The 23,613-nt window shown below is 62.6% G+C and carries 21 protein-coding genes and 2 pseudogenes; 10 read left to right on the top strand and 13 right to left on the bottom strand.

The window, feature by feature from the left end:
• The first annotated feature begins 87 nt into the window (after window positions 1–87).
• Both OVA12_RS05215 and OVA12_RS05210 read left to right on the top strand, forming a co-directional pair.
• Window positions 88–216, top strand: a complete 129-nt coding sequence (locus tag OVA12_RS05215) for a hypothetical protein (RefSeq protein ID WP_268135151.1) — start codon at window positions 88–90, stop codon at window positions 214–216.
• 21 nt (window positions 217–237) lie between these two features.
• The gene (locus OVA12_RS05210) at window positions 238–1,206 is read left to right on the top strand and encodes a DUF1624 domain-containing protein (RefSeq protein WP_268135150.1); all 969 of its coding nucleotides are present in this window, start codon (window positions 238–240) and stop codon (window positions 1,204–1,206) included.
• Between the two features lie 36 nt (window positions 1,207–1,242).
• On the opposite strand, the gene OVA12_RS05205 is transcribed toward OVA12_RS05210, so the two are convergent.
• The gene (locus OVA12_RS05205; protein ID WP_268135148.1) at window positions 1,243–2,220 is read right to left on the bottom strand and encodes a phosphotransferase; all 978 of its coding nucleotides are present in this window, start codon (window positions 2,218–2,220) and stop codon (window positions 1,243–1,245) included.
• Between the two features lie 198 nt (window positions 2,221–2,418).
• On the opposite strand from OVA12_RS05205, the gene OVA12_RS05200 reads away from it, so the two are divergent.
• On the top strand, window positions 2,419–2,757 hold the full coding sequence (locus OVA12_RS05200; protein ID WP_268135146.1) for a SelT/SelW/SelH family protein: 339 nt from the start codon (window positions 2,419–2,421) through the stop codon (window positions 2,755–2,757).
• 3 nt (window positions 2,758–2,760) lie between these two features.
• Here the strand turns inward: OVA12_RS05200 and OVA12_RS05195 are convergent, their stop codons facing one another.
• Genes OVA12_RS05195 through OVA12_RS05185 form a run of 3 tightly spaced genes read right to left on the bottom strand, consistent with a single transcriptional unit; the run spans window position 2,761 to window position 4,994 of the window.
• Window positions 2,761–3,174, bottom strand: a complete 414-nt coding sequence (locus OVA12_RS05195) for a very short patch repair endonuclease (RefSeq protein WP_268135144.1) — start codon at window positions 3,172–3,174, stop codon at window positions 2,761–2,763.
• Window positions 3,175–4,035, bottom strand: coding sequence for an NgoMIV family type II restriction endonuclease (locus OVA12_RS05190; RefSeq protein WP_268135142.1), 861 nt, complete (start codon window positions 4,033–4,035; stop codon window positions 3,175–3,177).
• A complete protein-coding gene (locus OVA12_RS05185; protein WP_268135140.1) occupies window positions 4,035–4,994 on the bottom strand; it encodes a DNA cytosine methyltransferase in 960 nt (319 codons plus the stop codon). Before OVA12_RS05185 ends, OVA12_RS05190 begins: the two co-directional genes overlap by 1 nt.
• A gap of 113 nt (window positions 4,995–5,107) precedes the next feature.
• Between OVA12_RS05185 and OVA12_RS05180 the strand changes: the two are divergent.
• Window positions 5,108–5,305: pseudogene (locus OVA12_RS05180) on the top strand (VOC family protein); the annotation flags it as partial.
• A 48-nt stretch (window positions 5,306–5,353) separates the two neighbouring features.
• On the opposite strand, the gene OVA12_RS05175 reads toward OVA12_RS05180, so the two are convergent.
• From OVA12_RS05175 to OVA12_RS05150, 6 genes are all read right to left on the bottom strand, one after another.
• Window positions 5,354–5,737 (bottom strand): carboxymuconolactone decarboxylase family protein, encoded by a 384-nt coding sequence (locus tag OVA12_RS05175; RefSeq protein ID WP_268135138.1) that lies wholly within the window; start codon window positions 5,735–5,737, stop codon window positions 5,354–5,356.
• Entirely contained in the window at window positions 5,734–6,147 is a 414-nt protein-coding gene (locus tag OVA12_RS05170) for a MerR family transcriptional regulator (protein ID WP_268135136.1), read from the bottom strand. Before OVA12_RS05170 ends, OVA12_RS05175 begins: the two co-directional genes overlap by 4 nt.
• On the bottom strand, window positions 6,144–6,557 hold the full coding sequence (locus tag OVA12_RS05165) for a nuclear transport factor 2 family protein (RefSeq protein WP_268135134.1): 414 nt from the start codon (window positions 6,555–6,557) through the stop codon (window positions 6,144–6,146). Before OVA12_RS05165 ends, OVA12_RS05170 begins: the two co-directional genes overlap by 4 nt.
• Window positions 6,558–6,704: 147 nt before the next feature.
• On the bottom strand, window positions 6,705–7,745 hold the full coding sequence (locus OVA12_RS05160) for an SDR family NAD(P)-dependent oxidoreductase (protein ID WP_268135132.1): 1,041 nt from the start codon (window positions 7,743–7,745) through the stop codon (window positions 6,705–6,707).
• A 58-nt stretch (window positions 7,746–7,803) separates the two neighbouring features.
• The gene (locus tag OVA12_RS05155) at window positions 7,804–8,826 is read right to left on the bottom strand and encodes an SDR family NAD(P)-dependent oxidoreductase (RefSeq protein WP_268135130.1); all 1,023 of its coding nucleotides are present in this window, start codon (window positions 8,824–8,826) and stop codon (window positions 7,804–7,806) included.
• 26 nt (window positions 8,827–8,852) lie between these two features.
• Complete coding sequence (locus OVA12_RS05150; protein ID WP_268135128.1) at window positions 8,853–10,604, bottom strand: alginate export family protein; 1,752 nt, start codon at window positions 10,602–10,604, stop codon at window positions 8,853–8,855.
• A 184-nt stretch (window positions 10,605–10,788) separates the two neighbouring features.
• Between OVA12_RS05150 and uvrB the strand changes: the two are divergent.
• The 4 genes and pseudogenes from uvrB to OVA12_RS05130 all read left to right on the top strand — a co-directional run.
• Window positions 10,789–13,332: pseudogene (uvrB, locus tag OVA12_RS05145) on the top strand (excinuclease ABC subunit UvrB); the annotation flags it as partial.
• 506 nt (window positions 13,333–13,838) lie between these two features.
• Window positions 13,839–15,122 (top strand): AAA family ATPase, encoded by a 1,284-nt coding sequence (locus OVA12_RS05140; RefSeq protein ID WP_268135125.1) that lies wholly within the window; start codon window positions 13,839–13,841, stop codon window positions 15,120–15,122.
• Entirely contained in the window at window positions 15,119–15,652 is a 534-nt protein-coding gene (locus tag OVA12_RS05135; protein ID WP_268135124.1) for a hypothetical protein, read from the top strand. Before OVA12_RS05140 ends, OVA12_RS05135 begins: the two co-directional genes overlap by 4 nt.
• A 5-nt stretch (window positions 15,653–15,657) precedes the next feature.
• Window positions 15,658–16,377, top strand: a complete 720-nt coding sequence (locus OVA12_RS05130) for an RNA ligase family protein (RefSeq protein ID WP_268135122.1) — start codon at window positions 15,658–15,660, stop codon at window positions 16,375–16,377.
• Window positions 16,378–16,448: 71 nt separating this feature from the next.
• On the opposite strand, the gene OVA12_RS05125 is transcribed toward OVA12_RS05130, so the two are convergent.
• The 3 genes from OVA12_RS05125 to OVA12_RS05115 form a co-directional block, all read right to left on the bottom strand.
• A complete protein-coding gene (locus OVA12_RS05125) occupies window positions 16,449–18,092 on the bottom strand; it encodes a CRTAC1 family protein (RefSeq protein WP_268135120.1) in 1,644 nt (547 codons plus the stop codon).
• The gene (locus OVA12_RS05120; protein ID WP_268135118.1) at window positions 18,089–19,495 is read right to left on the bottom strand and encodes a di-heme oxidoredictase family protein; all 1,407 of its coding nucleotides are present in this window, start codon (window positions 19,493–19,495) and stop codon (window positions 18,089–18,091) included. The genes OVA12_RS05125 and OVA12_RS05120 overlap by 4 nt, the downstream gene beginning before the upstream one ends.
• Before the next feature lie 158 nt (window positions 19,496–19,653).
• Window positions 19,654–20,799 (bottom strand): ROK family protein, encoded by a 1,146-nt coding sequence (locus OVA12_RS05115; RefSeq protein WP_268135116.1) that lies wholly within the window; start codon window positions 20,797–20,799, stop codon window positions 19,654–19,656.
• A 334-nt stretch (window positions 20,800–21,133) separates the two neighbouring features.
• Between OVA12_RS05115 and xylF the strand changes: the two genes are divergently transcribed.
• Together xylF and OVA12_RS05105 are read left to right on the top strand one after the other, a co-directional pair.
• Window positions 21,134–22,165 carry a D-xylose ABC transporter substrate-binding protein gene (gene xylF / locus OVA12_RS05110; RefSeq protein ID WP_268135114.1) on the top strand — a complete coding sequence of 344 codons (1,032 nt, stop codon included), beginning with the start codon at window positions 21,134–21,136 and terminating at the stop codon, window positions 22,163–22,165.
• A 141-nt stretch (window positions 22,166–22,306) separates the two neighbouring features.
• Complete coding sequence (locus tag OVA12_RS05105) at window positions 22,307–23,602, top strand: sugar ABC transporter permease (protein ID WP_268135112.1); 1,296 nt, start codon at window positions 22,307–22,309, stop codon at window positions 23,600–23,602.
• The last annotated feature ends 11 nt before the right edge of the window (window positions 23,603–23,613 follow it).

Raw genomic sequence — 23,613 nt, 5'->3', positions numbered from 1 at the left:
ATCGTTAACCATGGCGGGCGTTCCCTGTGCCACGAGCCGTCGACCTGTTCAGGTCCGAATCCGGCATAATCGGCACAAGGGGCTGCGATGAGCATTCAGGACCGATATGACGTGGATGCATCGACCGCCGCGCGTCCCTCCCCTTGGCCCCTCGTCGCTGCGACTGTCGCCCTTGGCGGAATTGCCAGCCTTCTGCTCTCCGCTTTCCTTGGCTGAGGCACGCACCCGGAGACATTCATGACCCGGGAACGACTGCCGTTTCTCGACGTTCTGCGTGGCCTGGCGCTGCTGGCCATGGCCGTCTATCACCTCTCCTGGGACCTGTTCTGGTTTGGTGTGGTCGACTGGCCAGTCGACACGGCGATCGGATGGCGCGCCTTCGCTGCCGCGATTGCCGGCAGCTTTCTGTTTCTCGTTGGTGTCAGCCTGAGCCTCGCCCATGCAGGCGGCATTCGCTGGCGCGCCTTTTGGCGACGGGAGGCCATCCTCGTTGCCGCAGCCGGGGCTGTAAGCCTTGGAACCTGGTTTGCCCTTGGCGAAGGCATGGTTCGGTTCGGCATCCTGCATGCCATTGCCGCATCCAGCCTGATTGCCCTGCCCTTTGCCCGTCTGCCGTTTGTGGCCAGCATGCTGCTTTCGAGCCTTGCCGGTGCTGCCCTGCTGGCCTTGCCGCATGTGTCCATCGCTCCGGCGCTGGACGGTCCGCAGTGGCTTTGGCTTGGCCTGGGTGATCCGCAGGTTTCAAGCGTCGACTACGTTCCACTGGTGCCCTGGACGGGGCTGACCTTGCTGGGCGTCGCCGCAGGCCAGCTGCTCCGGACCCGTTCGCTGCGCGCGAGGGCCGTGTCCTGGCAGCCGACCACGGGGACGGCGCGTCTTGCGGCCTTTGCCGGACGCCATTCGCTTGCTGTCTATTTGCTGCACCAGCCCGTTCTGTTCGGAGCACTGTGGCTGCTGGCGGCCATTCACCTGATCCCGGACCGGGCATCGACCGACTTCATCGACAACTGCAGCCTGACCTGTGCTGCAGGCGGTGTGGACGAGGCAGCCTGCCGCCAGATCTGCGCCTGCACGCTGTCCTCCCTGCGCTCGGATGACCTTTGGGACAACCTGCTGCGCGAGCCGGAGAACATGACGCTTCGCGACACCATGAACAACCGGCATGCCGTATGCGTGCTGGCGGCTGATCCGTCCGGCGCGCAGTAGGCTCAGGCGTCAACCCGCGCTCGCCTTGCAGGAGCGTCAGTTGATGCCTGACGGACCGGCGCTGCAGCTCGCGGCAACCTTGAGCCCTGCCTCTGCGCGGCGAAACCGCTGCTCGGCGTAGGCGGCAAAATCCGTGGCCGGGTTGCCCTCCTGCGCCTGTTCCATTGCCCACAACGCAGACACGACATCACAAATCGGCCGCATCCGCCCGACGCGCAGCGCAAGCTTTGCTGCCGCCGGAAAATCGCCGGCACAATAGGCGCTGAGCAGCGCCATGCGCGCGGCCGCCGCGTAGTCCGCTTCAAGGCCGGCATAGGCAAGATCCCAGGCCGGATCCGCACAAGCTGCGTATTCGAAGTCGATCAGCCACAGCCGGCCACCGGACAGCAGCACATTCTGAGGCACCAGATCGCAATGACTGGGAACCCGCACCACCGCGTCAGCTTGAAGTGCCCGCGCAACCTCGATCGCCCCGTCAATGACAGCGGCCTGCGAAATCGGCAGAGCCTCGCGCCGCAAGCGGCTGCGCTGCCCGGTGATCAGGGCGAGCGGATCGAGTTCGGCACCGCGCAGAAGCTGGTCAGAATGCAGGCGGCGCAAGGCGACGCCCAGCTGTGTTGCCTCGGCAAGATCAGCCGCATCCCCTTGCGCCAGCGGCCGGGCCCCAGGCAGGGCCCGGAGCAGCATGAAACCTTGTGCCGGATCGCAGCAGACAACCTCCGGTCCAAGGCCAAGCGCCGCAGCCCGCCGCGCGAAGGCTTCCTCCTGCGCCCGGTCCACGCGGCCCTGCTGGCCGGTGCGTTCCAGTCTCAGGATGAAGCTGCCATTGCCGCCATCGACGCGGAACACCTCGTTGCTGAGGCCGTCCTGCCGGGCGGCAGCGCAAACCCCGCCGATGGCACGCTCGAGGTCCGGATTGCGGGCAAGGAGATCCGCAAGGCGGCCAAGCCTCGGGCGTTGTCCGGACGACTGCCCTGCATGACGCGCAAGCTGATCGGCATCTTGGTCGGGCATCGATTCCATCACCAAACATGAGCAACTGGTTGCGGAGTGATCATGGCCGATCCGAGCCTGCCGGCTCAAGCGTCGCGTGGCCTTGCGAAGGAATCCGGTTAGATGCAGTCTGCGCCATCACAAGAAGCCCGCCGACACGCCCACCGCATCTGTCCGGCCAGCCAGTCCCGCCCTCCCATCGCTCAAAGGACCTGCCCGATGCCGACCATTCCCGTTCCACCTCAGGACGGCGCAAGTGCCAGTGTCGACGCCACGAAGCCGTCGATCAGCATCACCTATTGCCGCCAGTGCGGCTGGATGTTGCGGGCTGCCTGGATGGCGCAGGAACTGTTGTCGACCTTCTCCGAGGACATTGGTGCGGTAACGCTCATACCGGGAACGGGCGGCGTCTTTCTCATCACCTGCGATGGCACCCAGATCTGGGAGCGCAAGGCGGACGGCGGTTTCCCCGAGGCCAAGATCCTGAAGCAGAAGGTGCGCGATCTGGTCTGGCCCGAGCGCGATCTCGGACATTCGGACGGGCACTCTAAGGAATGATGATCAGAGGGAAAGGAACGCTCTCAATTTGGCCTTCAATTCATCTGGGCGGCGGCATTCACATTCCCAGATGATTAACACCAGCCAGCCCATCGCCTCCAACTGCTGGTTATGCTGCCGGTCCCGTTCAGTGTTTCGGGTCAGTTTGGGGAGCCAGTATTCGCGGCGGGACTGTGGGACGCGGGCATCCTTGCAGGCTGGGTCGGGATGCAAATGCCAGAAGCAGCCGTGAACGAAGATCACCTTCCGGCGCGGGCCAAAAACAAGATCAGGTTTGCCCGGCAGATCCTTGCGGTGCAAGCGGTAGCGGAAACCAAGCCTGTGCACCAGTGACCGGACAATCATCTCCGGCTTCGTGTTCTTCGAACGGATCGCCGCCATGTTGCGCGACCGCCGTCCGGGATCTATAGAATCCATTTACATGGTCAGATCGAAGGGGAGGTCAGATATATCTCGCAACCTCTTCCCTTCTATCATCGCGCTGAGAGCTTCGTCGTCCGAAGCGTCGTTTCGTATTGCCTCTATGAGCTCATGCAAAGCGAAATGATACACGCAGTCTATCTCACCAGTGCCATAGGCCAACGACGCTATCCTGCCAGGTGTTGGCTCTCCGGTGATTACAACTATGTGGGGAACCCGGCCCTTGCGGTTCTTCATCAAATTTAGAGCTTCAGTTCTGGCATTTTGCGCCCGGTCACTCCTCATCGTCCATTTACATGACACAGTCGCATGTAAAATAAGTCTTTGATTATTCACCAGCCGAAGTGGGGAAAAAGAAACAAATCCGTCCGCACCAACAAGATCGGAATTTTTATTGATCTCTGTATCGCCCAGCGGTCTCCTGGCAACAAGAACATCAGGTTTTATTAGGTAGTCAGATCTGAGAATTGCCCTCAAAGAAGGATCCGCCTTACCCAACGCTTCCAATTGAGCAAGATGAGCAAATTGCTCGAAATATGAAACGCCTTGCCCTCCTTGCACTCCATCTTTTCCGACAATCCACTCGCCCGGCCGCAAATGGTTCAAGGCGGCAAAAGCTTCTCTCAAGAATTCCGCGCACAGGCTTTCGAAGCCAGATCCAGATGTTTGCCCTGCAAGTTTCTTTGAAAACCCGGAGGACTTTGAATTTATCTGATCGTAGATACTTCTAGACAATCGCTTACTGGGAGCGCTACTGCTGTCAGCATTACTAACAATGCCTTGGTCACTTACAGACAGAACACCGGCATCAAGCAAAGATTTGTGAAACGATTGACGTAAATCTGCGACCACCGTCATCAGGCGACCTTCTGGGATTTATTAGATTGAAGAGCTGAGAATATCATTACACCGACCGCAGCGGCCACAGGCGGCGGAAAGGCATTACCGACCTGCCGGTAGGCAGCCGTCTTTCGGCCAAAAAATTCCCAACTGTCCGGGAAGCCCTGAATCCGGGCGACCATGCGCACGGTCAGCCTGGGCATACCCTCGTGGTCCGGCGCGGGACACTCATCGGCAATCGTCCGCCCCTCGACACCCAGTTCGGCCCAGGCACGCCGGGCACGTGTCGGGCCAAGGTCCGGTCCGCCGTGTTTCTTGGAGCCGCCAACTACAGTAGGAGCAATGCGGCAAGCCTGTTCCTTCCATTCAGCTGCTCCGGTCCAGCCGCGCGCTGCCATCAGATCATGCAGCGTCTCGCCCACGGTTGCCGCCGGGACCTTTGTCCCGGGCCATACAAAATTATCCGCAAACTCCCGCTGCAGCGCCACCATAACCACACGGGGACGCAACTGCGGCACGCCGAAATCGGAGGCCTGCAGCAGCTTCCAGAACACCTTGAATCCGATCTTGCGCAAACGCAGCTCGATGAACTCGCGGTAGGACTGGAACGAAGGGTCCAGCATGCCGCGCACATTCTCGAACATGATGGCACGCGGCTTCACCCGCTCGGCAATCTCGACGCCCCGGGTGAAGAGATTGCGCTCGTCCTTCTCGCCCAGTTGCTTGCCGGCCACGGAGAACGGCGGACAGGGCAAGCCGCCCGCCAGAAGATCCACACCCCGGAACTGCTCGAACGCGAAATCCTGAAACAGGTCATGTTCATAAACCGTCCACTCCGGACGGTTGAACCGCAGCGTCTGGCAGGCGTGCGGATCATTTTCGAACAAGGCCGCATGACCAAAACCCGCCATTTCCAGACCGAGCGCCTGGCCGCCACCACCTGCGCAGAGTTCAAGAGATGTAAGCTGATTTCTCATGCGGTGTCCTCAAGCCGGCATAGCGCCGCGCGATGACAAGCATACATTGTCCAACTCAATCCTGAAAAGAACAAAATATGAACAAATGTCTTTTCCCCAGTTCGGACACAGACACCAAGCTGCCCGACATGCCCCAGCCTTTCTGGAACTACTACATCAATGTCGATGGCCTTGACGCGGCTGCCGCCCGTGCCACGGCTGCCGGCGCCAAGATCGTCAACGGGCCGCAGCAAGTGCCCGGCGGCTCGTGGATCGTCAACGCCCTCGACCCGCAGGGCGCGATGTTCTCGCTGGTGTCGATGAAGCGCTGAGTTCGGCAATCTCCCTGCGGCCATCGTGCTGGCCGCAGGGAACTTGGTTCAGGCCGCCTGGTCGAGTTCGGCAAATACGTCCCGGGCCGCATTCAGGCCGTTGATTGCGGCTGGAAGACCGCCGTAGACGGCCATCTGCCAGATCGCCTCGACGATTTCCTCGCGGCTCGCCCCAGCTGCCAGTGTATGGGCGATGTTCACCTTGAGCTGTGGCCCGGTCTGCCCGCCGAGGACCGTCAGAGCGGCAACCGTGCAGAGCTGCCGCGTCTTCAGATCGAGACCGGGGCGTGCGTAATGGCGGCCGTAGGCCCATTCGACAAGGCTCTCGCTGAAGCCGTCGACGAGATCGTCGTACCGCTCCGCCAGCACCTGTTCGAGACCAGGGTTCAGTGTCTGGACGATGTCGCGTCCACGTTCGAGGGCAGAGGTCATGTGCGGGCTCCTTTCACGGCGCGGGGTGCTGGCAACGCACCGGGATCCTCGATCTCGCCCGCCTCGATCTTGCGGTAGGTCTCGACCTTTTCGTCGAGAAGCTCGAGCGTCTTCTGCATCTCCCACAGGCTGGCGGCGACCTTCTGGCGATGACGCTCGATCATCTCGCGCCGCTCCCGCGCGGTCTCCGCGCCCCTTGCGCGCAGCTCGGCATAGGCAAGGCGGTCACGGATCCCCATGCCCGTCGCCTTCAGCCGCTCCAGAAACTGCAGCCAGCGCAGGATGGACGCGTCGTAGACACGCCGGCCACCGGCATCGCGCAAGGGTGCCGGGATCAGCCCGATCTTTTCATAGTAGCGCAGCGTATCGACGCTCAGTCCGGTACGTGCGGCAAGGTCACCGATCTTCATTGCGCGCCCTCCCGCCCGACCAGGCCGAAAGCCGTCTCCAGCCGGGCCGTGTCCTCGTAAAACTGGTAATGCGTGATGAGCCCGTCGCGGTACCGCAGTCTCACGGCAAAATCGCTGGCAAAGGGCAGCCCCGTCGCGCGGACGACGTGATGAAACCGTCCCGAGGCATAGGCCAGCGATCCGGTTTCGACCACGTCACCGATGTCGAACGCATGTGTCTCGAACGCGCTGGCCAGACCGTGGCAAAACTCCGCCAGGCCGCCCGCGCCACGAAACGTGCCATAGAGCGGCAGCCGGGCGTCGCGGTCAGGCCGCACCGCGACAAACTCCGCATCCGCTTCAATCATCCGCCCTGCCCCTTCAAGGTCGGCAGACCCGAGGCAGGAAAAGAACTGTTCAAGCCGTGTCATCATCGTCTCCCTCTGAACAGTTCCCGACCCTAGGTGCTGGAGCGCACTTCAGGTCAAGAGCCGAAATTCAGAAGGGCGATGACATGTCTGCTGCTTTGCCGGAAGAACCCGGCGACGGGGCAGAAACCCCGCGCGCCGGATCTGTCGTCAGTAGGTTGTCCAGCCGCCGTCCGTCGCCCAGTTGGCACCGGTGATGTTGGAGGCCTCGTCGGAGAGCAGGAACAGCATGATCGCCACCTGCTCCGCCGGCGTGGCCGGACGGTGCGCCGGATCGGCATAGGCGAGGATGCTCTGGGTCTTGATCCGGCCCATGCCACCGCCGCCGTCCGTCATGCTGGCAGCCACCAGGGCCCCGGCGCGGGCAACCATCGGCGTATCGGTGGCGGCCATGTTCACGGAATTGATGCGGATGCCATAGGGAGCATAGTCAATGGCCGCGTTCTTGGTGAGCCCGTTTACCGCATGCTTGCTGGCGACATAGGCCGGATTGCCGGCAAGGCCTGTCAGCCCGGCGATGGAGCCCACATTGACGATGGCTCCGCCCTGCCCCTGCTTGACCAGCTGCGCCAGCTGGGGCCGCAGCGAGCGGAACACACCGCCGGCGTTGATCTCCATCACCGCGTCCCAGTACTCGTCGGTCGCCTCGTGGATCGGGGCGAAGACGCGCGGCTTCTGGGCCGCATAATCGACCGGATCACCGGAGTAGACACCGTCCATGACACCGGCGTTGTTGATGGCGCCGGACAGCCCACCAAAGCTTGCGACGGCCGCGTCGACCGCCTTCTGGCAGACGGCGGCATCGCGCACATCGCCCGGAACAAACTCGGCCTTGCCGCCCGCCTTGCGGATCCCGTCGATCACCGCTGCGCCCTGATCCTCGATCCAGTCGACGCCGACGACGTTTGCGCCCTCGCGCGCCAGGCGCTCGGCTGCCGCCTGCCCCATGCCGCGGGCGCAACCGGTGACGATGACCGTGCGGCCCTTGAAACGATCCGGCACGATATAAGCCGGGTCCGTCGGGGCAATTGGCAGTCCGCCGACATATCCACCGCCGCCACCGGCCGGCGAGGCTGCCGCGGCAGGCTGTGTCTGGGCCTGGGCCATCTGCAGGCCACTGGCGGCCGTCACGCCTGCAACACCACCGGCCAGGGTCATTCCCTTCAGGACATCACGACGATCAAGGGTCATGTCAGTTCGCTCCTTCGGCGCCGGACCAACCGGAGCCTGTGACCGCAGTCTGCGGGGGTCAGTAGGTGGTGAAGCCGCCATCGGTCGCCCAATTGGCGCCGGTGATGTTGGAGGCCTCGTCGGACAGCAGGAACAGCATGATCGCAACCTGCTCCTCCGGCGTGGCATCGCGGTAGTTGGTATCCGCGTATTGCAGCAGGCTGCGGGTCTTGATCGTGCCCATGCCCACCCCGCCCAGGGCCTTCATCCGCGCGCCGACGAGCTGCTTGGCGCGCTGTACCATCGGCGTGTCGGTGTTGGCCATGTTCACCGAGTTGATGCGGATTCCATACGGCGCGTAGTCGATGGCCGCATTCTTGGTCAGGCCATTCACCGCATGCTTGCTGGCGACATAGGAGGGGGTAGAGCTGAAGCCACGCAGACCCGCGACACTGGCGACGTTGACGATCGAGCCGCCCTTGCCCTGCTCAACCATGTGGCGCAGCTGTGCCCGCATGCAGCGGAACACGCCGGTGGCATTCACCCGCATCACCACGTCCCAGTACGCGTCGCTGGCGAGATGAACCGGATTGAAGGCGAGGTCCTTCTGCTTGTCGTAGTCGATGGGCTCACTGGGCGGAATGGCGTCCATGACGCCGGCATTGTTGATCGCCCCGTCCAGACCGCCGAAGGTGGAGACGGCCACTTCGACCATGCGGTCGCAGACGGCGGTGTCGGACACATCACCCGGCACGAACTCCGCCTTGCCGCCGGCCGCCTTGATCGCAGCAATGACGGCGGCGCCCTCGTCGGCGATCCAGTCCACGCCCACGACATTGGCCCCCTCGCGCGCCAGACGTTCGGCCGCCACCTTGCCCATGCCCCGCGCACTGCCGGTGACGATGTAGGTCTTGCCGGCAAAACGGTCGGAGATGAAATAGTCCGGGCTGACCGGCGTCACGTCATGGTGTCCCGGCATGGCGGCGATAGGGTTTCCGGCCTGGGCCTGAGCCTGCGTGGCCGAGGTTCCGGCAACCGCGCCGACGGCGGCGGGGGCGGCTGCGGCCAGTGCCATCGTCTTCAGAAGGTCTCTGCGGTCCATGTCAAAAACTCCCTTTTCGCAAATCATCAATAGGCAACACGCACGAAGAGCATGGTGCTGAGCCAGGGATCGGGATCGGCGTTGAACGCCTTTTTCACGGCAGCCCCCGGGAACGTTGCCGCCACATGCCCCTGCACATAGACATTGCGCGAGGCGAAGTATTTGCCAGTCAGGTTGAGTTCGTAGCCGTAGTCCTTCGAGCCTAGGAACGACAGGGCCGGATTGCCGCCCAGGTTCGTCAGGCTGTCGGCGCGGAAAAGCCAGACCTGCGGCACCAGCTCGAACTTCGCAGACGGACGCAGCCGCAGCTGGAAACGATGCGCGATGACGTTGGAATCCTGCACCACCTTGAAATGATTGATGCCCTGCACCCACTGCTCGCCGTTGCCGCCCGACAGCAGCGGATCCCAGCGCTCGAAGGTGGTGGTGTTCGGATCATCGCCCGAGAACTGGGCATAGCGGTAGCTGAAGGTGGGCGACCAGGGCAGATCGGCAAAGCTCCAGCCGGCCTCGCCATAGAAGCCATAGGCCTGCATGTCGAAGTTCTCGTTGCGTTGAAGCGCGGCTTCCGCCGCAACGAAAGGCCCCGGCGTTCCGGCCGGATTGGGTTGCCAGCGCAGCCGGGCGTCGAAGACCTGCAGGCCTTCCCGGGTGAAGGTCTTCGTCGGCGTGAAGTACTTGAAGTTTGAATGAGGCACGCGCAGGAAGCTGGCGGCCGCTTCGAAGCCGTTGCTCAGCCGGGTCTCGATGTTGACGCCGTCGATGACGGTCTTGCTGTCGAGAATGGGCAGCTCGTCCGGATCAACCCGGAACAGCTCGACCTTGGTGTTGTTGTAGCGCAGCCGTGCCAGCGCAACCATGTCCGCTGACCAGCGCGGATTGGCCTGCAGTGCCGCCCGGTCCCGGCCATTGGCTGCCGTGTTGATGATCAGGAAGCCGTCGCCCAACGTGAAGCGCTGACGCCCGACGGAGGCGTCAAGCTGCAGCCGGTCCCCATTCTCGCGGGTCACACCGGTGATGAATCCGGCAAAGGCATCTTCGATGGCGACATGGCTGCGGGTGCGGTTGCTGAACAGCTCCTGCCCATACGAACCGCTGGCAAGAACACTCGCCCCGCCATAGACATAGAACCGCTCGCTGAGCGGCGTGATGCCATAGAGACCGGTGTGCACCATGCCCTCGACCCAGTGCTGGTAGCCCTTGCCGGAGGGCTTGCCCTGCACCATCGGATTGCCATTCAGCATCAGATCGGGCCGGCCGTACCAGGCATCGGCGTTGCCATAATGCAGCGCGATGGACTCGGCCTTCACCTTCACATAGGTGCCGCCGCTGTCATAGAGCACGGGGAAATCGGACGCCTTGCCCGTCGCCAGCATGCCGCGCGGCGCCCCTGCGGCGGCGGCATCGCCGAGCGTCAGGTCGAAGGTCAGGGTCAGACCGCCGGTATCGCCAAAGCCGATATCGTAGCTGGCGCTGGCGAGCCCCGCCGCGCGGGTGGCCCGGTTCAGCGCGAAATCGACCAGCGTGCGGTAAAAGTGGTCATCGGGAAAAACGGACAGACCACGCCGGAACTGGTCAATGGCCCGATCATTGAGGGCTGGATCCGCTGAGGGATTTGTCAAGCGAACGCGGATCTCGGCGATACGTTGCCCTTCATCAGCTTCCGCTGCGACCTGCGCCCGGACAGGGGGGAGACCGGTTACCGGCAGCACGAGCATCGTAGCCACGAGCAATTCCGGGAGCTTGGTCCACTTGATGGGCGCCCTCGACACAGACATCAGACTCAACTCCTTGACGCGTAAAAAAACATTAACTTTTTCGGCAGGAGCGTGCAACGACAGGCAGCACTTTGCAGCCTCCTGACAACCTGATGTCAGGAGCGCGTCCCGGTCGGATGGATTGACAGAACAAAGCCGAAACGCACCCTTTCCTCCTGACCGGACTCGGCCCATATTGCGGGGCATGAGCAAGAAGCCGATTTCCCCGACCGCCCCCTCCCCCGAAACCGCCGATGGCTTTGGCGAAGCCCCGCAGGCCGCGTTTGCCGGCGCGCCGCTTTCGGGCTCGATTTCAGACTGGGCGCAGGAAATCGCCGACGCATCCGAAAAGCTTCCCGATCAGGCGTCGGTCCGGACGGAGGCTGCGGCAGCGCCCGCGCGCAAGCCAGCCAAGCCAAAGGCCAAATCCGACACCGGGTCGCGCTCCTCGCGCGGCACGTCCATCGGCAAGGCGGAAAGCGCGCGAGAGCGCGCGGCGGGTGGGCTCAATCCGGTGGCGGGGCTCGACATCTCGCTGGAAGAGGCGGAGAAGCTCGAGCAGCATCTGAAGGAGAACCGCAAGAAAAAGGGCCGCAACGCCCTTCCGGAACTCTCCGGCGATGGCGGCGCAACAGCCACTGTCGCGGCGCTTTCTGCCCTGATCGAGAGCGGCAACCCGCTGCACAAGAACGGCGAACTGTGGGTGCCGCACCGGCCGGAGCGTCCGGCCAAGTCCGAAGGCGGCGTGCCCATTGTACTGAAGTCGGCCTATGAGCCGAAGGGCGACCAGCCAACCGCCATTGCCGAGCTGGTGTCAGGCCTGGAAAGCGGCGAGCAGACGCAGGTGCTTTTGGGCGTTACCGGCTCGGGCAAGACCTACACGATGGCGCAGGTCATTGCCCGCACCCAGCGCCCCGCCCTGATCCTTGCCCCGAACAAGACCCTGGCGGCGCAGCTCTACGGCGAGTTCAAGAGCTTCTTCCCCGACAATGCGGTGGAGTATTTCGTCTCCTACTACGACTACTACCAGCCGGAAGCCTACGTGCCTCGGACGGACACCTACATCGAGAAGGAATCCTCGATCAACGAGCAGATCGACCGGATGCGCCATTCGGCCACCCGTGCACTGCTGGAGCGGGACGACGTCATCATCGTTGCCTCGGTGTCCTGCATCTACGGTATCGGTTCGGTCGAGACCTACACCGCCATGACCTTCGCGCTGGAGGTGGGCGAGCGCATCGACCAGCGCCAGCTGCTCGCCGACCTGGTGGCCCTGCAATACAAGCGCAACGACGCCGCCTTCCAGCGCGGCGCCTTCCGCGTGCGCGGCGACACGATCGAACTGTTCCCCGCCCACTACGAGGACCGCGCCTGGCGCATCTCGCTGTTCGGCGACGAAGTGGAATCGATCACCGAGTTCGATCCCCTCACCGGCCAGAAGTCCGGCGAGCTGAAGAGCGTCAAGATCTACGCCAACTCGCACTATGTGACGCCGAAGCCGACGCTGCAGCAGGCGGCCAAGTCGATCAAGGCCGAACTGAAACAGCGGCTGGAGGAACTGAACGCCCATGGCCGCCTGCTGGAAGCACAGCGGCTGGAGCAGCGCACCCTGTTCGACCTGGAAATGCTGGAGGCCACCGGCTCCTGCGCCGGCATCGAGAACTACTCGCGCTACCTGACCGGCCGCGCGCCGGGAGAGCCGCCCCCGACCCTGTTCGAATACCTGCCGGACAACGCCCTTGTCTTCGCCGACGAAAGCCACGTCACCATTCCGCAGATCGGCGCCATGTACCGGGGCGACTTTCGCCGCAAGGCGACGCTGGCCGAATATGGCTTCCGCCTGCCGTCCTGCATGGACAACCGTCCGCTGCGCTTCGAGGAATGGAACGCCATGCGGCCGCAGACGGTGGCCGTGTCGGCAACGCCGGGCAGCTGGGAAATGGACCAGTCCGGCGGCGTCTTCGCCGAACAGGTCATCCGCCCGACCGGCCTGATCGACCCGCCGGTGCATATCCGCCCGGCGACCTCGCAGGTCGATGACCTGCTGGGCGAGGTGCGCGAGACGGCGGCCAAGGGTTACCGCACGCTGGTGACCACGCTGACCAAGCGCATGGCCGAGGACCTGACCGAATACCTGCATGAGAACGGCATCCGCGTGCGCTACATGCATTCGGACATCGACACGCTGGAGCGCATCGAGATCATCCGAGACCTGCGTCTTGGTGCCTTCGACGTGCTGGTGGGCATCAACCTCCTGCGCGAAGGCCTCGACATTCCCGAATGCGCGCTGGTCGCCATTCTGGACGCGGACAAGGAAGGCTTCCTGCGTTCGGAAACCTCGCTGATCCAGACCATCGGCCGCGCCGCGCGCAACGTGGACGGCAAGGTCATTCTCTACGCCGACCGCATGACCGGCTCGATGGACCGCGCCATCGCCGAGACCAACCGCCGCCGCGAAAAGCAGATCGCCTACAACACCGAACACGGCATCACGCCGGAAAGCGTCAAGCGCTCCATCGGCGACATTCTCGAAAGCGTCTACGAACAGGACCACGTCACGGTCGACGCAGGCTTTGCCGAGACCGGCAATCTGGTCGGCCACAATTTCAAGGCCCATCTGGAAAGCCTGGAAAAGCAGATGCGCACCGCCGCCGCCGACCTCGACTTCGAGACCGCCGCCCGGCTGCGCGACGAGATCCGCCGGCTGCAGGCCACCGAGCTGGCCCTGTCCGACGACCCGATGGCACGCCAGTCCGACGTGGAGGAGCGCGGCGGCGCCTATCAGGGCGAGCGGCTCTACGGCGCTGGCGGGGCCAAGGAAGGCGCCAGCGGCAAGAAGAAGGAAACCGCCGCCGACCGGGCGCGAGCCGCCAAGGGGTCTGCCCTGCCCGCCCCCAGCTCAAAGGTGCGCAAGAACAGCCTCGACGAAATGACCGTCGGCCGCACCGAAGTTCCCCTGCACAGCGGCACCCTGCCGAAAAAGCCCGTCATCCAGGCAGAAGACGCTCCGCACCACACCCCGCGCGGCAAGATCGGCGTCGGCTCCTATGAGGACCCATCCGAAGACGCGCGGCGCAAGGGCCGGTCGAAGAAGACGGGACGGCCGGGGCGGTGAGAGGGGGACCAGGTAGCTTCCGAACAAACTTGTTCTTAGTAGAATGGACTACACTCAGAACTTGATTTCAACGCCATGCACCACCAGACTGACTTGCTAAGGGTGGTCCTTGATCGAATCCAATATGGATATTTTGCTTCATGTTTTCTCGGTTGAAATTGGTGAACTTTAAGGCTTGGTCGGACACTGGCGACATAGCTTTGCGTCCACTGACAATGCTTCTTGGAACCAACTCTTCCGGCAAGTCAACCCTGATTCAGAGCATCCTGTTGCTCAAACAAACCGCACGTTCACCTGACAGGACTGTTCATCTCAACCTCGGAGGAGATGAAGTCAACGATCTTTTTAACTTCGGCGGTTTCGACGACGTCTTAAACTGTAGCTCAGACGGTCGTAATTTTTCGATTGAGTTCGACTTCGACAATCAGGGCGCTAGCCGTATTAAAACGGGCAGCTTTCAATGTACCTATGGCCAGACCTCATCAGGCAGCGTCGCAGTTCAAGCACTGACCCTGAAAGCAGAGGGTCGTCAGTTCAAAGCAATCCGTCGAGGAAAAGGCGCCTTTTCAATCCAAGTCGATGAGGAGCAACAGCCGCGAGCAAAGGGGCGCAACTATGAGCCCGAGCGCTCGATCGCTTTTTCTGCGGATGCAATTGCGCTTCTGGATAAAGACGGTCAGCTGGTTGAAGATCTAAGCTTGGCCATTCGTCAGGAACTCGAGCGCGTGATTTATCTTGGGCCTCTAAGGCGAAAACCGGAACGTGATTATCCATGGAACAAAAGCAAGCCTGGCGACGTCGGCAGCGACGGACGCGGAGCCGTGGACGCTCTTCTGGCGAGCGCTCTGTTGCGGGGTGATGATCAGAATTACGTTGTTAAAGGCGTCTCCCGTTGGCTCAATCGCATGGGCGTCGCAGATAGGCTCGAAGTTCGTCAGCAAGGGAGGTCAAATCGTTATGAACTAATCATTCACCGAAATGGCCTCGCAAGCAATCTTCGAGACGTTGGTATTGGCTTGTCGCAGGTGTTACCAGTACTGGTAGTGGCGTATTTCGCACCAAAAGGGAGCACAATCCTCCTCGAAGAGCCAGAAATTCATCTACATCCACTAGCTCAATCTGTTCTGGCTGAGCTCTTCGTTGATGTCAGTCAAGAGCGCAGCGTTCAATTTATAGTCGAGACCCATTCTGAACATCTGTTTAGACGCATGCAAACATTGATTGCCAATCAAAAGATATCTTCAACAGACGCAGCCATGTATTTCGTTGAGAGGAATGATAAATCTGCTGAACTCTGCACCCTAGAGATCGATGATTTTGGCCGTGTCAAGAACTGGCCCGAAAATTTTTTCGGAGATGTCCTTGGAGAAACGCGCGAACAGGCCCGACTGATATTTGAAAGGCGGAAGGCCCCTAGCCAATGAGAAACCGCTATGTCATCGACACCAACATCTTGATCGCCGCAAGTGCCGCGGACCCTATTCATCCTGCGGACATTTCTGCAACGCCATCCGATCCAGCTCTACGCCACGAAGTTTGGCAATGGCTCGACACATTCGAGCAGAGCAACAGCCGTCTAGTCCTTGATTCTGAGCAGCACATATATGACGAATATTGCAAAAAGCTCAAGCACTCCGACTTCGGAATACAAGTCGTAATATCTAAATGGAGCAAAGTTGCCGTCGATCTTGTTTCTGTTGCTTACGACGAAAATGGACATGGGGTGCTGCCCGCTGAACTGGTTCCAATCATTCATGATTTGGCGGACCGAAAGATTGTCGCAGCAGCACTCGCATCGCATGAGGAATTTGGTGAGGGTTGTATAGCATTCGCAGGCGACACAGATTGGCACGACTGGGAGCAAGCCCTTCTAGTGCAAAATGTCGCGACAGAGCCAGTGATCGAAGCTTGGTCACGCAAGAAGCATGCTGAGAAGCAAGCAAGAAAGCAATAAAGTTGATGGAAGACTTCTTTCGCTTCCCTTCCACGCCTCATCTCTCTTGGCTAAATCGAAATTCTCAGCCGCGTGAAGACAAGGTCCTATCACCTTCGGATGCGACCGCTCTACTCAAGGGAGAGGTCGCTGTCGAAGAGAAGATCGATGGCGCAAATATTGGCATATCCCTCGCGAATGACGGCACCCTTCGGGTTCAGAATCGAGGACAATTTTTGACACCTCCCTATGTGGGTCAATTTACCACTTTACACCAGTGGCTCACACAACATGAAACGCACATTAAAGATCATCTTGATCCGCAGCTCATACTCTTCGGCGAGTGGTGCGCAGCTAAGCATTCCGTGAGTTACGAACGTCTGCCCGACTGGTTTTTGCTTTTCGATGTATATGATCGTGAGACAAGCCAGTTCTGGAGCAGCACCCGTCGAAATGCCTTGGCATCAGCGGCTAGGTTAGCGACAGTTCCAACTTTGCAGCGAGGGACAGCCAACATGAGCGAGCTCAAGCATTTGTTGGAGGAGGGATTAAGCTGCTATGGATCGGAGCGAATGGAAGGCCTGATCGTGCGAAGCGAGAACAGTTTTTGGTGCGAAAGCCGCGCCAAGTTAGTTCGTCCCGACTTCATACAACCGCTAGATGAGCACTGGAGTCGCCGACGCATTACATGGAATAAAGTGGAATGGTCTACTGGCCAGTTTGGAGCAAACACAGTCCACCTTTAGAAATTCGCTAGTGCTGTGAACACTAGTGGATGCATATGGGACGAATTCAAGCTCCATCTCCCCCCTCCCCGTCACTCCGGAAACCAAAGCTTCGCGGCTTCCGCGCCGCGTTCGATGACGACGTGGTTGTTGGCGAAGACGCGGTAGGAGTGGCTCCATTCGCCGTCCGGCCAGCGCACGCGGACCTGGGCGCGTTCGGAGACGCCGAGGCCGATGTGCAGGAAGCCGAGCTGGCCGGACGCGTGGCCGCCACCAATGAGAACGTCGCGCTCGATCGACTTGGTGCCGACGCGCACGCTGACCTTGGCGCCAATGGCGTTGCGGTTCGGTTTGCCCGGCTGCACCAGCTCGATGGCGAGCCAGTTGCCGAGCGGGCGCGGCGTGGTGGCATCGCCCTTGCCGGCATTGCGGAACAGGCTCGCCGGTTCACCCCGGTTGACGACGACAAGATCCAGCAGGCCGTCGGCATTGAGATCCGCCAGCCCGCCGCCACGGCCACGCCGGGGCAAGGCGATGCCGGCAGCATCGCCCGTTTCCACGAACTTGCCATCCCACTGGCCGAGCAGCAGATTGTCCGGATCAAAGGCGGCGAAATCCGGCATGGACTCCACGTTGCCCTTGGCGATGTACAGATCCCACAGGGTGTCGTTGTTGACGTCTTGGAACTCGGAATGCCAGCCGGTGGAGGGGCGCAGGTCGTCGCCCGTATAGGGCCGGTGCGCGGTGACGCCCTTGTCGAAGGCGATGTCCGCATAGACCGGCACGAGCTCATCGCCCTCCTGCTCGATGCTCTGCAGCTTGGTGTCGCCCATACTGGTGAGCGCATATTCGGGAAGGCCATCGACGTTGAGATCAACGCTGGCAATGCCCATGCCCCAGATGGTCAGCTTGCGCCAGCCGTCGGCCCGGCGATAGGCCTGCGCGGGGCGGCCGGGCGGAACGGCCCAGAGCTGCTCCTCGCCGCCGCGATAGTATTGCCGGTCGTTGGAGACACGCAGTGCCGGTTCGCCGGAGCGGTTCCAGTCGGTGAACAGCATCGACAGGCTGCAATAGCCCGGCGACAGCCACTCCGGCTGGCTGTAATCCGGCCTGGGTCCCGCCACAGGCCGGTACAGCATGTTGTCGTGGCAGGTGCCCCAGGGGGCGCCGGGCTGCGAGCGGTCGACGTAATTGCCGAAAGCGAGCGTCGGATAGGCCGCGCCGGCCTCCCATGTCGCCGCGAAGGCGGTGGTCCAGGCATTGCCGCCGTCGAAGGCGATCTGCCGGTTGGCGACCTCGAAGCGGCAGCCGCCAAGCCCGCGCAGCATCAGGTTTTCGCCCACACGCAGCACGGCGAGGTCAACCTTGCCGTCATTGTCGAAATCGAGTGGATAGGCACCGGTGACCCGGGTGAGATCCTTCTCGCCAAGCCCGGTGTCGAACTTGGCGAAAGAAAGCGCGCCGCCGGTCGGACTTTCATTGACGTAGAGCCCGGCCGGATTCTTGCCGCCGGCCAGGAACAGGTCTGGCCTGCGGTCCCCGTTGCAGTCGGCAATGGCAACGCCGCCGCCAACGAAATATTCCCATGGACCGTCATAACGATGGTCGATCCCGGCCGCGCCGGCCTGTTCGACAAAGTTCGGCACGGGGGCGAGGGAAGACGGCCGCTCATCGGCCACCGCCACAGCAGGAAGCAACAGCGTGGAGGCGAGGAGCCAGGACAAACGGGCGGTCATTTCGGCACCTCAAGCGTGCGCAGGAAGGCAATGATGGACTGCTGCTGCTCCTCCGGCAGGGCGGCATAGGCATCACGGGCGGTGGCAGCGCTGCCGCCATGGGCCAGAATCATCTCGCCCAGCGTCGTGATGTCGCCGCGATGGCCATAGGGTGCCGTGTTGCCCACGCCCCAGAGTTCGGCGGTGATGAACACATCCCGGTCAACGAACCGCTGCCCCAGCAGCTCATTGCCGAGCCGGTCGTTGCGCGCATCGGAAATGCGGTGGCGCTTCAGATCGCCGAACAGCGGCACCAGAACGCGGCCCCGCCCGTCGCGCGGCAAGGTCTTGACCCAGGGCAGCGCCGCCATGTTCAGCACCAGCGGATCGGTCACATCGCCCGGACGCAGGGTGCCGGCGTTCTCCACCGGGCTCGGATCGGCAAAGCTGAGGCTCTCCAGCGGCAGCGACGGCCGGTGACAGGAGGCACAGCCGATATCCGCAAAGACCTGTTCGCCATCCGCAGCCGCCTCGGCCCAGTCGGCCGGCAAACCGGTCTTGCGTCCGGGGGCCGGCAAGGTGGCCTGGAAGGCGACGAGCGCGGAGACATGTCCGGCGTCGATCTCGTTGACGACGCCATCCATGTCGAAATCGTCGCTTCCGGTCCAGACCGTGCCGAAGCGTTCGGTCGCCTGAATGCCGTGATGCACGTTCAGCGCATTCACCGTGAACTGGCGCAGGCTGGCAAACACGCCCTTCTGGCTGAAGGGGCGCAGCACCAGATCCGCGTCGATGCCATCGAGGGCCGTGACATCCAGCGTCCCGTCCGGATGGGCCGTCAGCTTGCCGAAGCCGACATCCTTTGTTGTCAGGGGCACCGTCACCGGCGCACCGGTCTTGCGCGCCTCGGCCAGTGCATTGCGGCGCTGGCCTTGCAGCTCGGCCGTCATCTCCCGCGCCAGCAGCTCGATCAGGCCCGAGCCATGCAGGATGTTGGTGCCGCGCTCGTTGGAAAACTGCGGGTCCGTGGTGTCGAAATCCGCGCTCTCGAAGCCCTCGGAGACGAAGACATTGGCGACGAAGTCCCCTGCCCCGCCGGTGACTGGCTGATTGTGGCAGCCGGAACAGGCGCTGGCATCGGGTCCGGGCAGGCGGTTGAAGGCCAGCTCTGCCGGCCGCTTGCGCCGGGTGGGAACGATGGCCTGGGTCGCCATCGGCCGCCCCGCGCCTTCATCGCGGGTGAAACGAGCCTCGAACAGCCGTTGCCCCTCGAGGATCAGCTCCTGCAGGCGGGTGTCCTTGCCGGTCTCCGCCTCGGCCTTCAGCGCTTCGCGCAAGTCCTCATAGGCGAGCGGGCGATCCAGATGCGTCTCGCTCCAGCTTCCGGCCAGCACGGGGGCCGTCCACCCAAGTCCGAGTGCCATCAGCGCCGCCGGCCAAAACCGGCCCGCGCACTCCAGTCGCCAAAGTCTGGGTCCGTTCATGGCTGCAGTCTCCTCCCTGCTGCCCCGGTAGCGGGCGATTGCCTTGCTGTTCGTCTTCCTTCTGCGAGATCACGGGCCACGCATCCGCCGGACTTGCCCTAGCGGCTGCGTCCTGTCGCGATCACCAGTGTCTCGTCCAGCCGCCGCATTGCCTGCGCAATCAGGCCACGGCGGATGAAATCCTCGTTCCAGGGCACAACGTCGATGGTCAGCGAGCGGCGCAGGTCCTCCACCAATGCCGCCTCCAGCGCCTCGTGCATTGCGCCTTCCATGAAGGGATAGGCCCGGATACCGGCGCCGGTCAGGACCACGCGCGCGGGGTCGATCACCGCCAGAAGCCTTGCGATGCCATAGCCAAGCGCCGTTCCGGCCTGATGCAGCGAGGCAATGACGCCGGCATCGCCGCCCTCGGCCCGGTCATGCAGCTCCTCGAAGGTCTGCGGCGTCACCGGCATGTTGGCCGGATCGGTATCGTCGGCCAGTCCTTGCGTCATGCGCAGCAGCGCATAGTCGGCGAGGTAGGCTTCCAGGCATCCCCTGCGGCCACAGCGGCAGCGCGCACCGCCGGGAATATGGTTGGCATGACCGATTTCCGCCGCCGCTCCACTGGCACCAACGAAGAGGTGATCGTCGAGGAACAGGCCCATGCCGACACCGTAATCGACCATGACCACGGCAAAGGTGCCGCTGTACCGCTGCGGATCAGACCAGTGCAGCGCCTCGGTGATCATGTTGGTGTCGTTGGACAGCGTGACGCGGGCCGAAAAGGTCTCCTGCAGCGGTCCGACAAGGGGAATGTTGCGCCCGGAAAAGGCCGGGCTCCAGACGACTTCGCCCTTGTTGGTGTCGACGATACCCTGCGAGGCCACGCCGATCTCCAGCACGCTGGCCGGCTCGATCCCGGCTTCGGACACGAAGGTCCGGACGGCGTCGGTGAGGGTCGAGGGAAACGTTGCGGCGTTGGCCGTCGATGCGTCGTAGTACACCTTCCGGCTGTGGAAGATGCGCCCGGTGAAGTCGGCCAGCGCCAGATCGATTCGGCTGACCGAAATGCGGACGCTGATCACGTTTGCGGCACCGCCGTCGATCGCCAGAAGGCTTCTCGGACGCCCGCGACCCAGCGGCGCCTTGGGTTCGTCGGCGTCAATGCCGACAATCAGCCCCTCTTCGAGCATGTCGGACGTGATGGCTGTGATGGTCGCCGGGCTGAGCTGCGTGGCGCGACCGAGGTCGATGCGCGCCATTTGCCCTTCTCGTCTCAGGGTTTGCAGAATCAAGCTGCGGTTGCGCAGCCGGACCTGATCCCTGTTCGCTGTCTGCGTCATGGGACGACGTTTCTTCTCTCGTGTTTCCGCCCTAGGCCTGCCGATTCTGTTTGCCGGCATGGTCCGCGAGATCTGAAACGGATGTACCGCTTCGAAAAGCATGTTGACAGGAGCAAAGAGTTGGAGCAACTTTTTTTCGGGCGTCGAAAAAAATAGATGTGGCGCCTGAGCACAGGAGGGTGCTCTCAATCCCTCAGGGAAAAATGGAGGTGCTGCCGGGAGAAGGGCGGCGCCTTTTGGAGGAAACACCGCAATGCGCAAGATTGCCGTACTCGTCGCGGGAGCGCTTCTGTCCGCGACCGCCCTGACTGCCGCCAATGCCAAGGACCTCGTGGTCGGCGTGAGCTGGTCGAACTTCCAGGAAGAACGCTGGAAGACCGACGAAGCCGCCATCAAGGCTGCCCTTGAAGCCGCTGGCGCCAAGTACATTTCCGCTGACGCGCAGAGCTCGTCCGCAAAGCAGCTCTCCGACGTTGAAGCGCTGATCGCACAGGGCGCCACCGCCCTGATCATCCTCGCCCAGGACGCCCAGGCAATCGGCCCGGCCGTTCAGGCTGCTGCAGACGAAGGCATTCCGGTCGTCGGCTACGACCGTCTGATCGACGATCCGCGCGCCTTCTACCTGACCTTCGACAACGTGGAAGTGGGCCGCATGCAGGCTCGCGAGATCCTGAAGGCGAAGCCGGAAGGCAACTACGTCATGATCAAGGGCTCGGCCACTGACCCGAACGCAGACTTCCTGCGTGGCGGCCAGCAGGAAGTCCTGAAGGCAGCGATCGACGCCGGCAAGGTCAAGATCGTTGGCGAGGCTTACACGGATGGCTGGCTGCCGGCCAACGCCCAGCGCAACATGGAGCAGATCCTCACCGCCAACGACAACAAGGTCGATGCGGTCGTGGCATCGAACGACGGCACCGCTGGCGGCGCCGTGGCAGCTCTTGCTGCACAGGGCATGGAAGGCACCCCGGTCTCCGGTCAGGACGGCGACGCTGCCGCTCTGAACCGCATCGCCAAGGGCACCCAGACCGTGTCCGTCTGGAAGGACGCACGCGAACTCGGCAAGACCGCCGGCGAAGTGGCCGTGGCTCTGGCCAAGGGCGCTAAGCTGACCGACGTTGCCGGTTCGGGCTCCTGGAAGTCCCCGGGCGGCAACGACCTGACGGCCAAGTTCCTCATCCCGATCGCCATCACCAAGGACAATCTGAACGTCGTCGTTGACGCCGGCTGGATTACCAAGGACGCCCTGTGCCAGGGCGTGTCGGGCGGCCCGGCCCCCTGCAACTAAGACCTTCCGGTCCTATTCCGCTGCCCCGGCTTGTCCGGGGCGGCGTGACTTGCCGATGAAGCCTGTAGCGCCTTGTTGACTGCCCCTGCGGCACGCGCTCTTATCAGGCCTCCGGCGACCGGTTTTATCAGGAGCATTCCGATGTCCGATGCCACCCTGTCCGGGTCCAAGACCCCGACAGCCCGATCCCTTGTATCCGCATTGCAACTCGACACGCGCCTGCTTGGCATGATCGGCGCGTTCATCGTGCTTTGCATCGTCTTCAACGTGTTCACGGATGGGCGCTTCCTCACGCCGCGCAACATCTTCAACCTGACGATCCAGACCGTCTCGGTTGCCATCATGGCCACCGGCATGGTGTTCATCATCGTCACGCGCCACATCGACCTGTCGGTCGGCTCGCTCCTGGCCACGGTAGCGGCAGTGATGGCTGTGGTGCAGACGCAGGTTCTGCCTGTCACCTTCGGTCTTGGTCTCGGGCATCCCGCGATCTGGATCATCGCACTGGTCGTCGGCCTGATCGTCGGTGCCGGCATCGGCGCATTCCAGGGCTGGATGGTCGGCTACCTCGGCATTCCTGCCTTCATCGTCACGCTTGGCGGCCTGCTGGTCTGGCGCAACGCGGCCTGGTTCATCACCAATGGCCAGACGATCGGCCCTCTGGACGAAACCTTCGCCATCATGGGTGGCGCCGGTGGCACCATGGGTGAAACCTGGTCCTGGGTCCTCGGCCTTGTCGCGGTTGGCGTGTCCATCTGGCTGTTGCTGTCCGCACGTCGTCGTCGCGCGGCCCATGGCTTCCCGGTCAAGCCGGCCTGGGCTGAAGCAACCATGGCGGTCATCATCAGCGGTGCCATCCTTGGGTTTGTCGCGGTTCTCAATGCTGCTGAAATTCCGGCCCAGCGGCTGCAGCGCATCTTTGCCGCGCAAGGCCAGACCATGCCGGAAGGCCTGGTGATGGGGTATGGCATCCCGATCTCGGTACTGCTGCTCATCGTCGTCGCTGTTGCCATGACCGTGATTGCGCGCCGCACCCGCCTTGGCCGCTACATCTTCGCCACCGGCGGCAATCCGGATGCTGCGGAACTCTCGGGCATCAACACGCGTCTTCTGACCGTGAAGGTCTTCGCCCTGATGGGGGGGCTTTGCGCACTCTCCGCTGCCGTGGCCTCCGCACGCCTCGGCTTCTCGACCAACGACATCGGCACACTCGACGAACTGCGCGTGATCGCGGCAGCCGTCATTGGTGGCACGGCGCTGTCCGGCGGCATCGGCACGATCTATGGCGCCATTCTCGGCGCGCTGATCATGCAGTCGCTGCAGTCCGGCATGGCCATGGTGGGCGTTGACGCACCACTACAGGCCATCGTCGTCGGCATCGTGCTGGTCCTCGCCGTCCTCGTTGACATCCTCTATCGCAAGCGCACGGGAGACTGAGCCATGGCCAC

This window comes from Pannonibacter sp. SL95 (genome assembly GCF_026672425.1).
Lineage (GTDB): Bacteria > Pseudomonadota > Alphaproteobacteria > Rhizobiales > Stappiaceae > Pannonibacter.
The sequence above is the reverse complement of the archived record's forward strand: the minus strand, read 5'-3'. Positions and strand labels throughout refer to the sequence as shown.

Bases quoted from the DNA above. Each gene is read 5' to 3' on its own strand.
- OVA12_RS05125 (WP_268135120.1), bottom strand. From the start codon at position 18,092: ATGACCGCCCGTTTGTCCTGGCTCCTCGCCTCCACGCTGTTGCTTCCT.
- OVA12_RS05165 (WP_268135134.1), bottom strand. From the start codon at position 6,557: ATGACACGGCTTGAACAGTTCTTTTCCTGCCTCGGGTCTGCCGACCTT.
- OVA12_RS05210 (WP_268135150.1), top strand. From the start codon at position 238: ATGACCCGGGAACGACTGCCGTTTCTCGACGTTCTGCGTGGCCTGGCG.
- OVA12_RS05160 (WP_268135132.1), bottom strand. From the start codon at position 7,745: ATGACCCTTGATCGTCGTGATGTCCTGAAGGGAATGACCCTGGCCGGT.
- OVA12_RS05170 (WP_268135136.1), bottom strand. From the start codon at position 6,147: ATGAAGATCGGTGACCTTGCCGCACGTACCGGACTGAGCGTCGATACG.
- OVA12_RS05185 (WP_268135140.1), bottom strand. From the start codon at position 4,994: ATGAGAAATCAGCTTACATCTCTTGAACTCTGCGCAGGTGGTGGCGGC.
- OVA12_RS05175 (WP_268135138.1), bottom strand. From the start codon at position 5,737: ATGACCTCTGCCCTCGAACGTGGACGCGACATCGTCCAGACACTGAAC.
- OVA12_RS05120 (WP_268135118.1), bottom strand. From the start codon at position 19,495: ATGGCACTCGGACTTGGGTGGACGGCCCCCGTGCTGGCCGGAAGCTGG.
- OVA12_RS05135 (WP_268135124.1), top strand. From the start codon at position 15,119: ATGAGAAACCGCTATGTCATCGACACCAACATCTTGATCGCCGCAAGT.
- OVA12_RS05190 (WP_268135142.1), bottom strand. From the start codon at position 4,035: ATGACGGTGGTCGCAGATTTACGTCAATCGTTTCACAAATCTTTGCTT.
- OVA12_RS05105 (WP_268135112.1), top strand. From the start codon at position 22,307: ATGTCCGATGCCACCCTGTCCGGGTCCAAGACCCCGACAGCCCGATCC.
- OVA12_RS05140 (WP_268135125.1), top strand. From the start codon at position 13,839: ATGTTTTCTCGGTTGAAATTGGTGAACTTTAAGGCTTGGTCGGACACT.
- OVA12_RS05115 (WP_268135116.1), bottom strand. From the start codon at position 20,799: ATGGCGCGCATCGACCTCGGTCGCGCCACGCAGCTCAGCCCGGCGACC.
- OVA12_RS05215 (WP_268135151.1), top strand. From the start codon at position 88: ATGAGCATTCAGGACCGATATGACGTGGATGCATCGACCGCCGCGCGT.
- OVA12_RS05130 (WP_268135122.1), top strand. From the start codon at position 15,658: ATGGAAGACTTCTTTCGCTTCCCTTCCACGCCTCATCTCTCTTGGCTA.
- OVA12_RS05195 (WP_268135144.1), bottom strand. From the start codon at position 3,174: ATGGATTCTATAGATCCCGGACGGCGGTCGCGCAACATGGCGGCGATC.
- OVA12_RS05150 (WP_268135128.1), bottom strand. From the start codon at position 10,604: ATGTCTGTGTCGAGGGCGCCCATCAAGTGGACCAAGCTCCCGGAATTG.
- OVA12_RS05205 (WP_268135148.1), bottom strand. From the start codon at position 2,220: ATGCCCGACCAAGATGCCGATCAGCTTGCGCGTCATGCAGGGCAGTCG.
- OVA12_RS05200 (WP_268135146.1), top strand. From the start codon at position 2,419: ATGCCGACCATTCCCGTTCCACCTCAGGACGGCGCAAGTGCCAGTGTC.
- OVA12_RS05155 (WP_268135130.1), bottom strand. From the start codon at position 8,826: ATGGACCGCAGAGACCTTCTGAAGACGATGGCACTGGCCGCAGCCGCC.
- xylF (WP_268135114.1), top strand. From the start codon at position 21,134: ATGCGCAAGATTGCCGTACTCGTCGCGGGAGCGCTTCTGTCCGCGACC.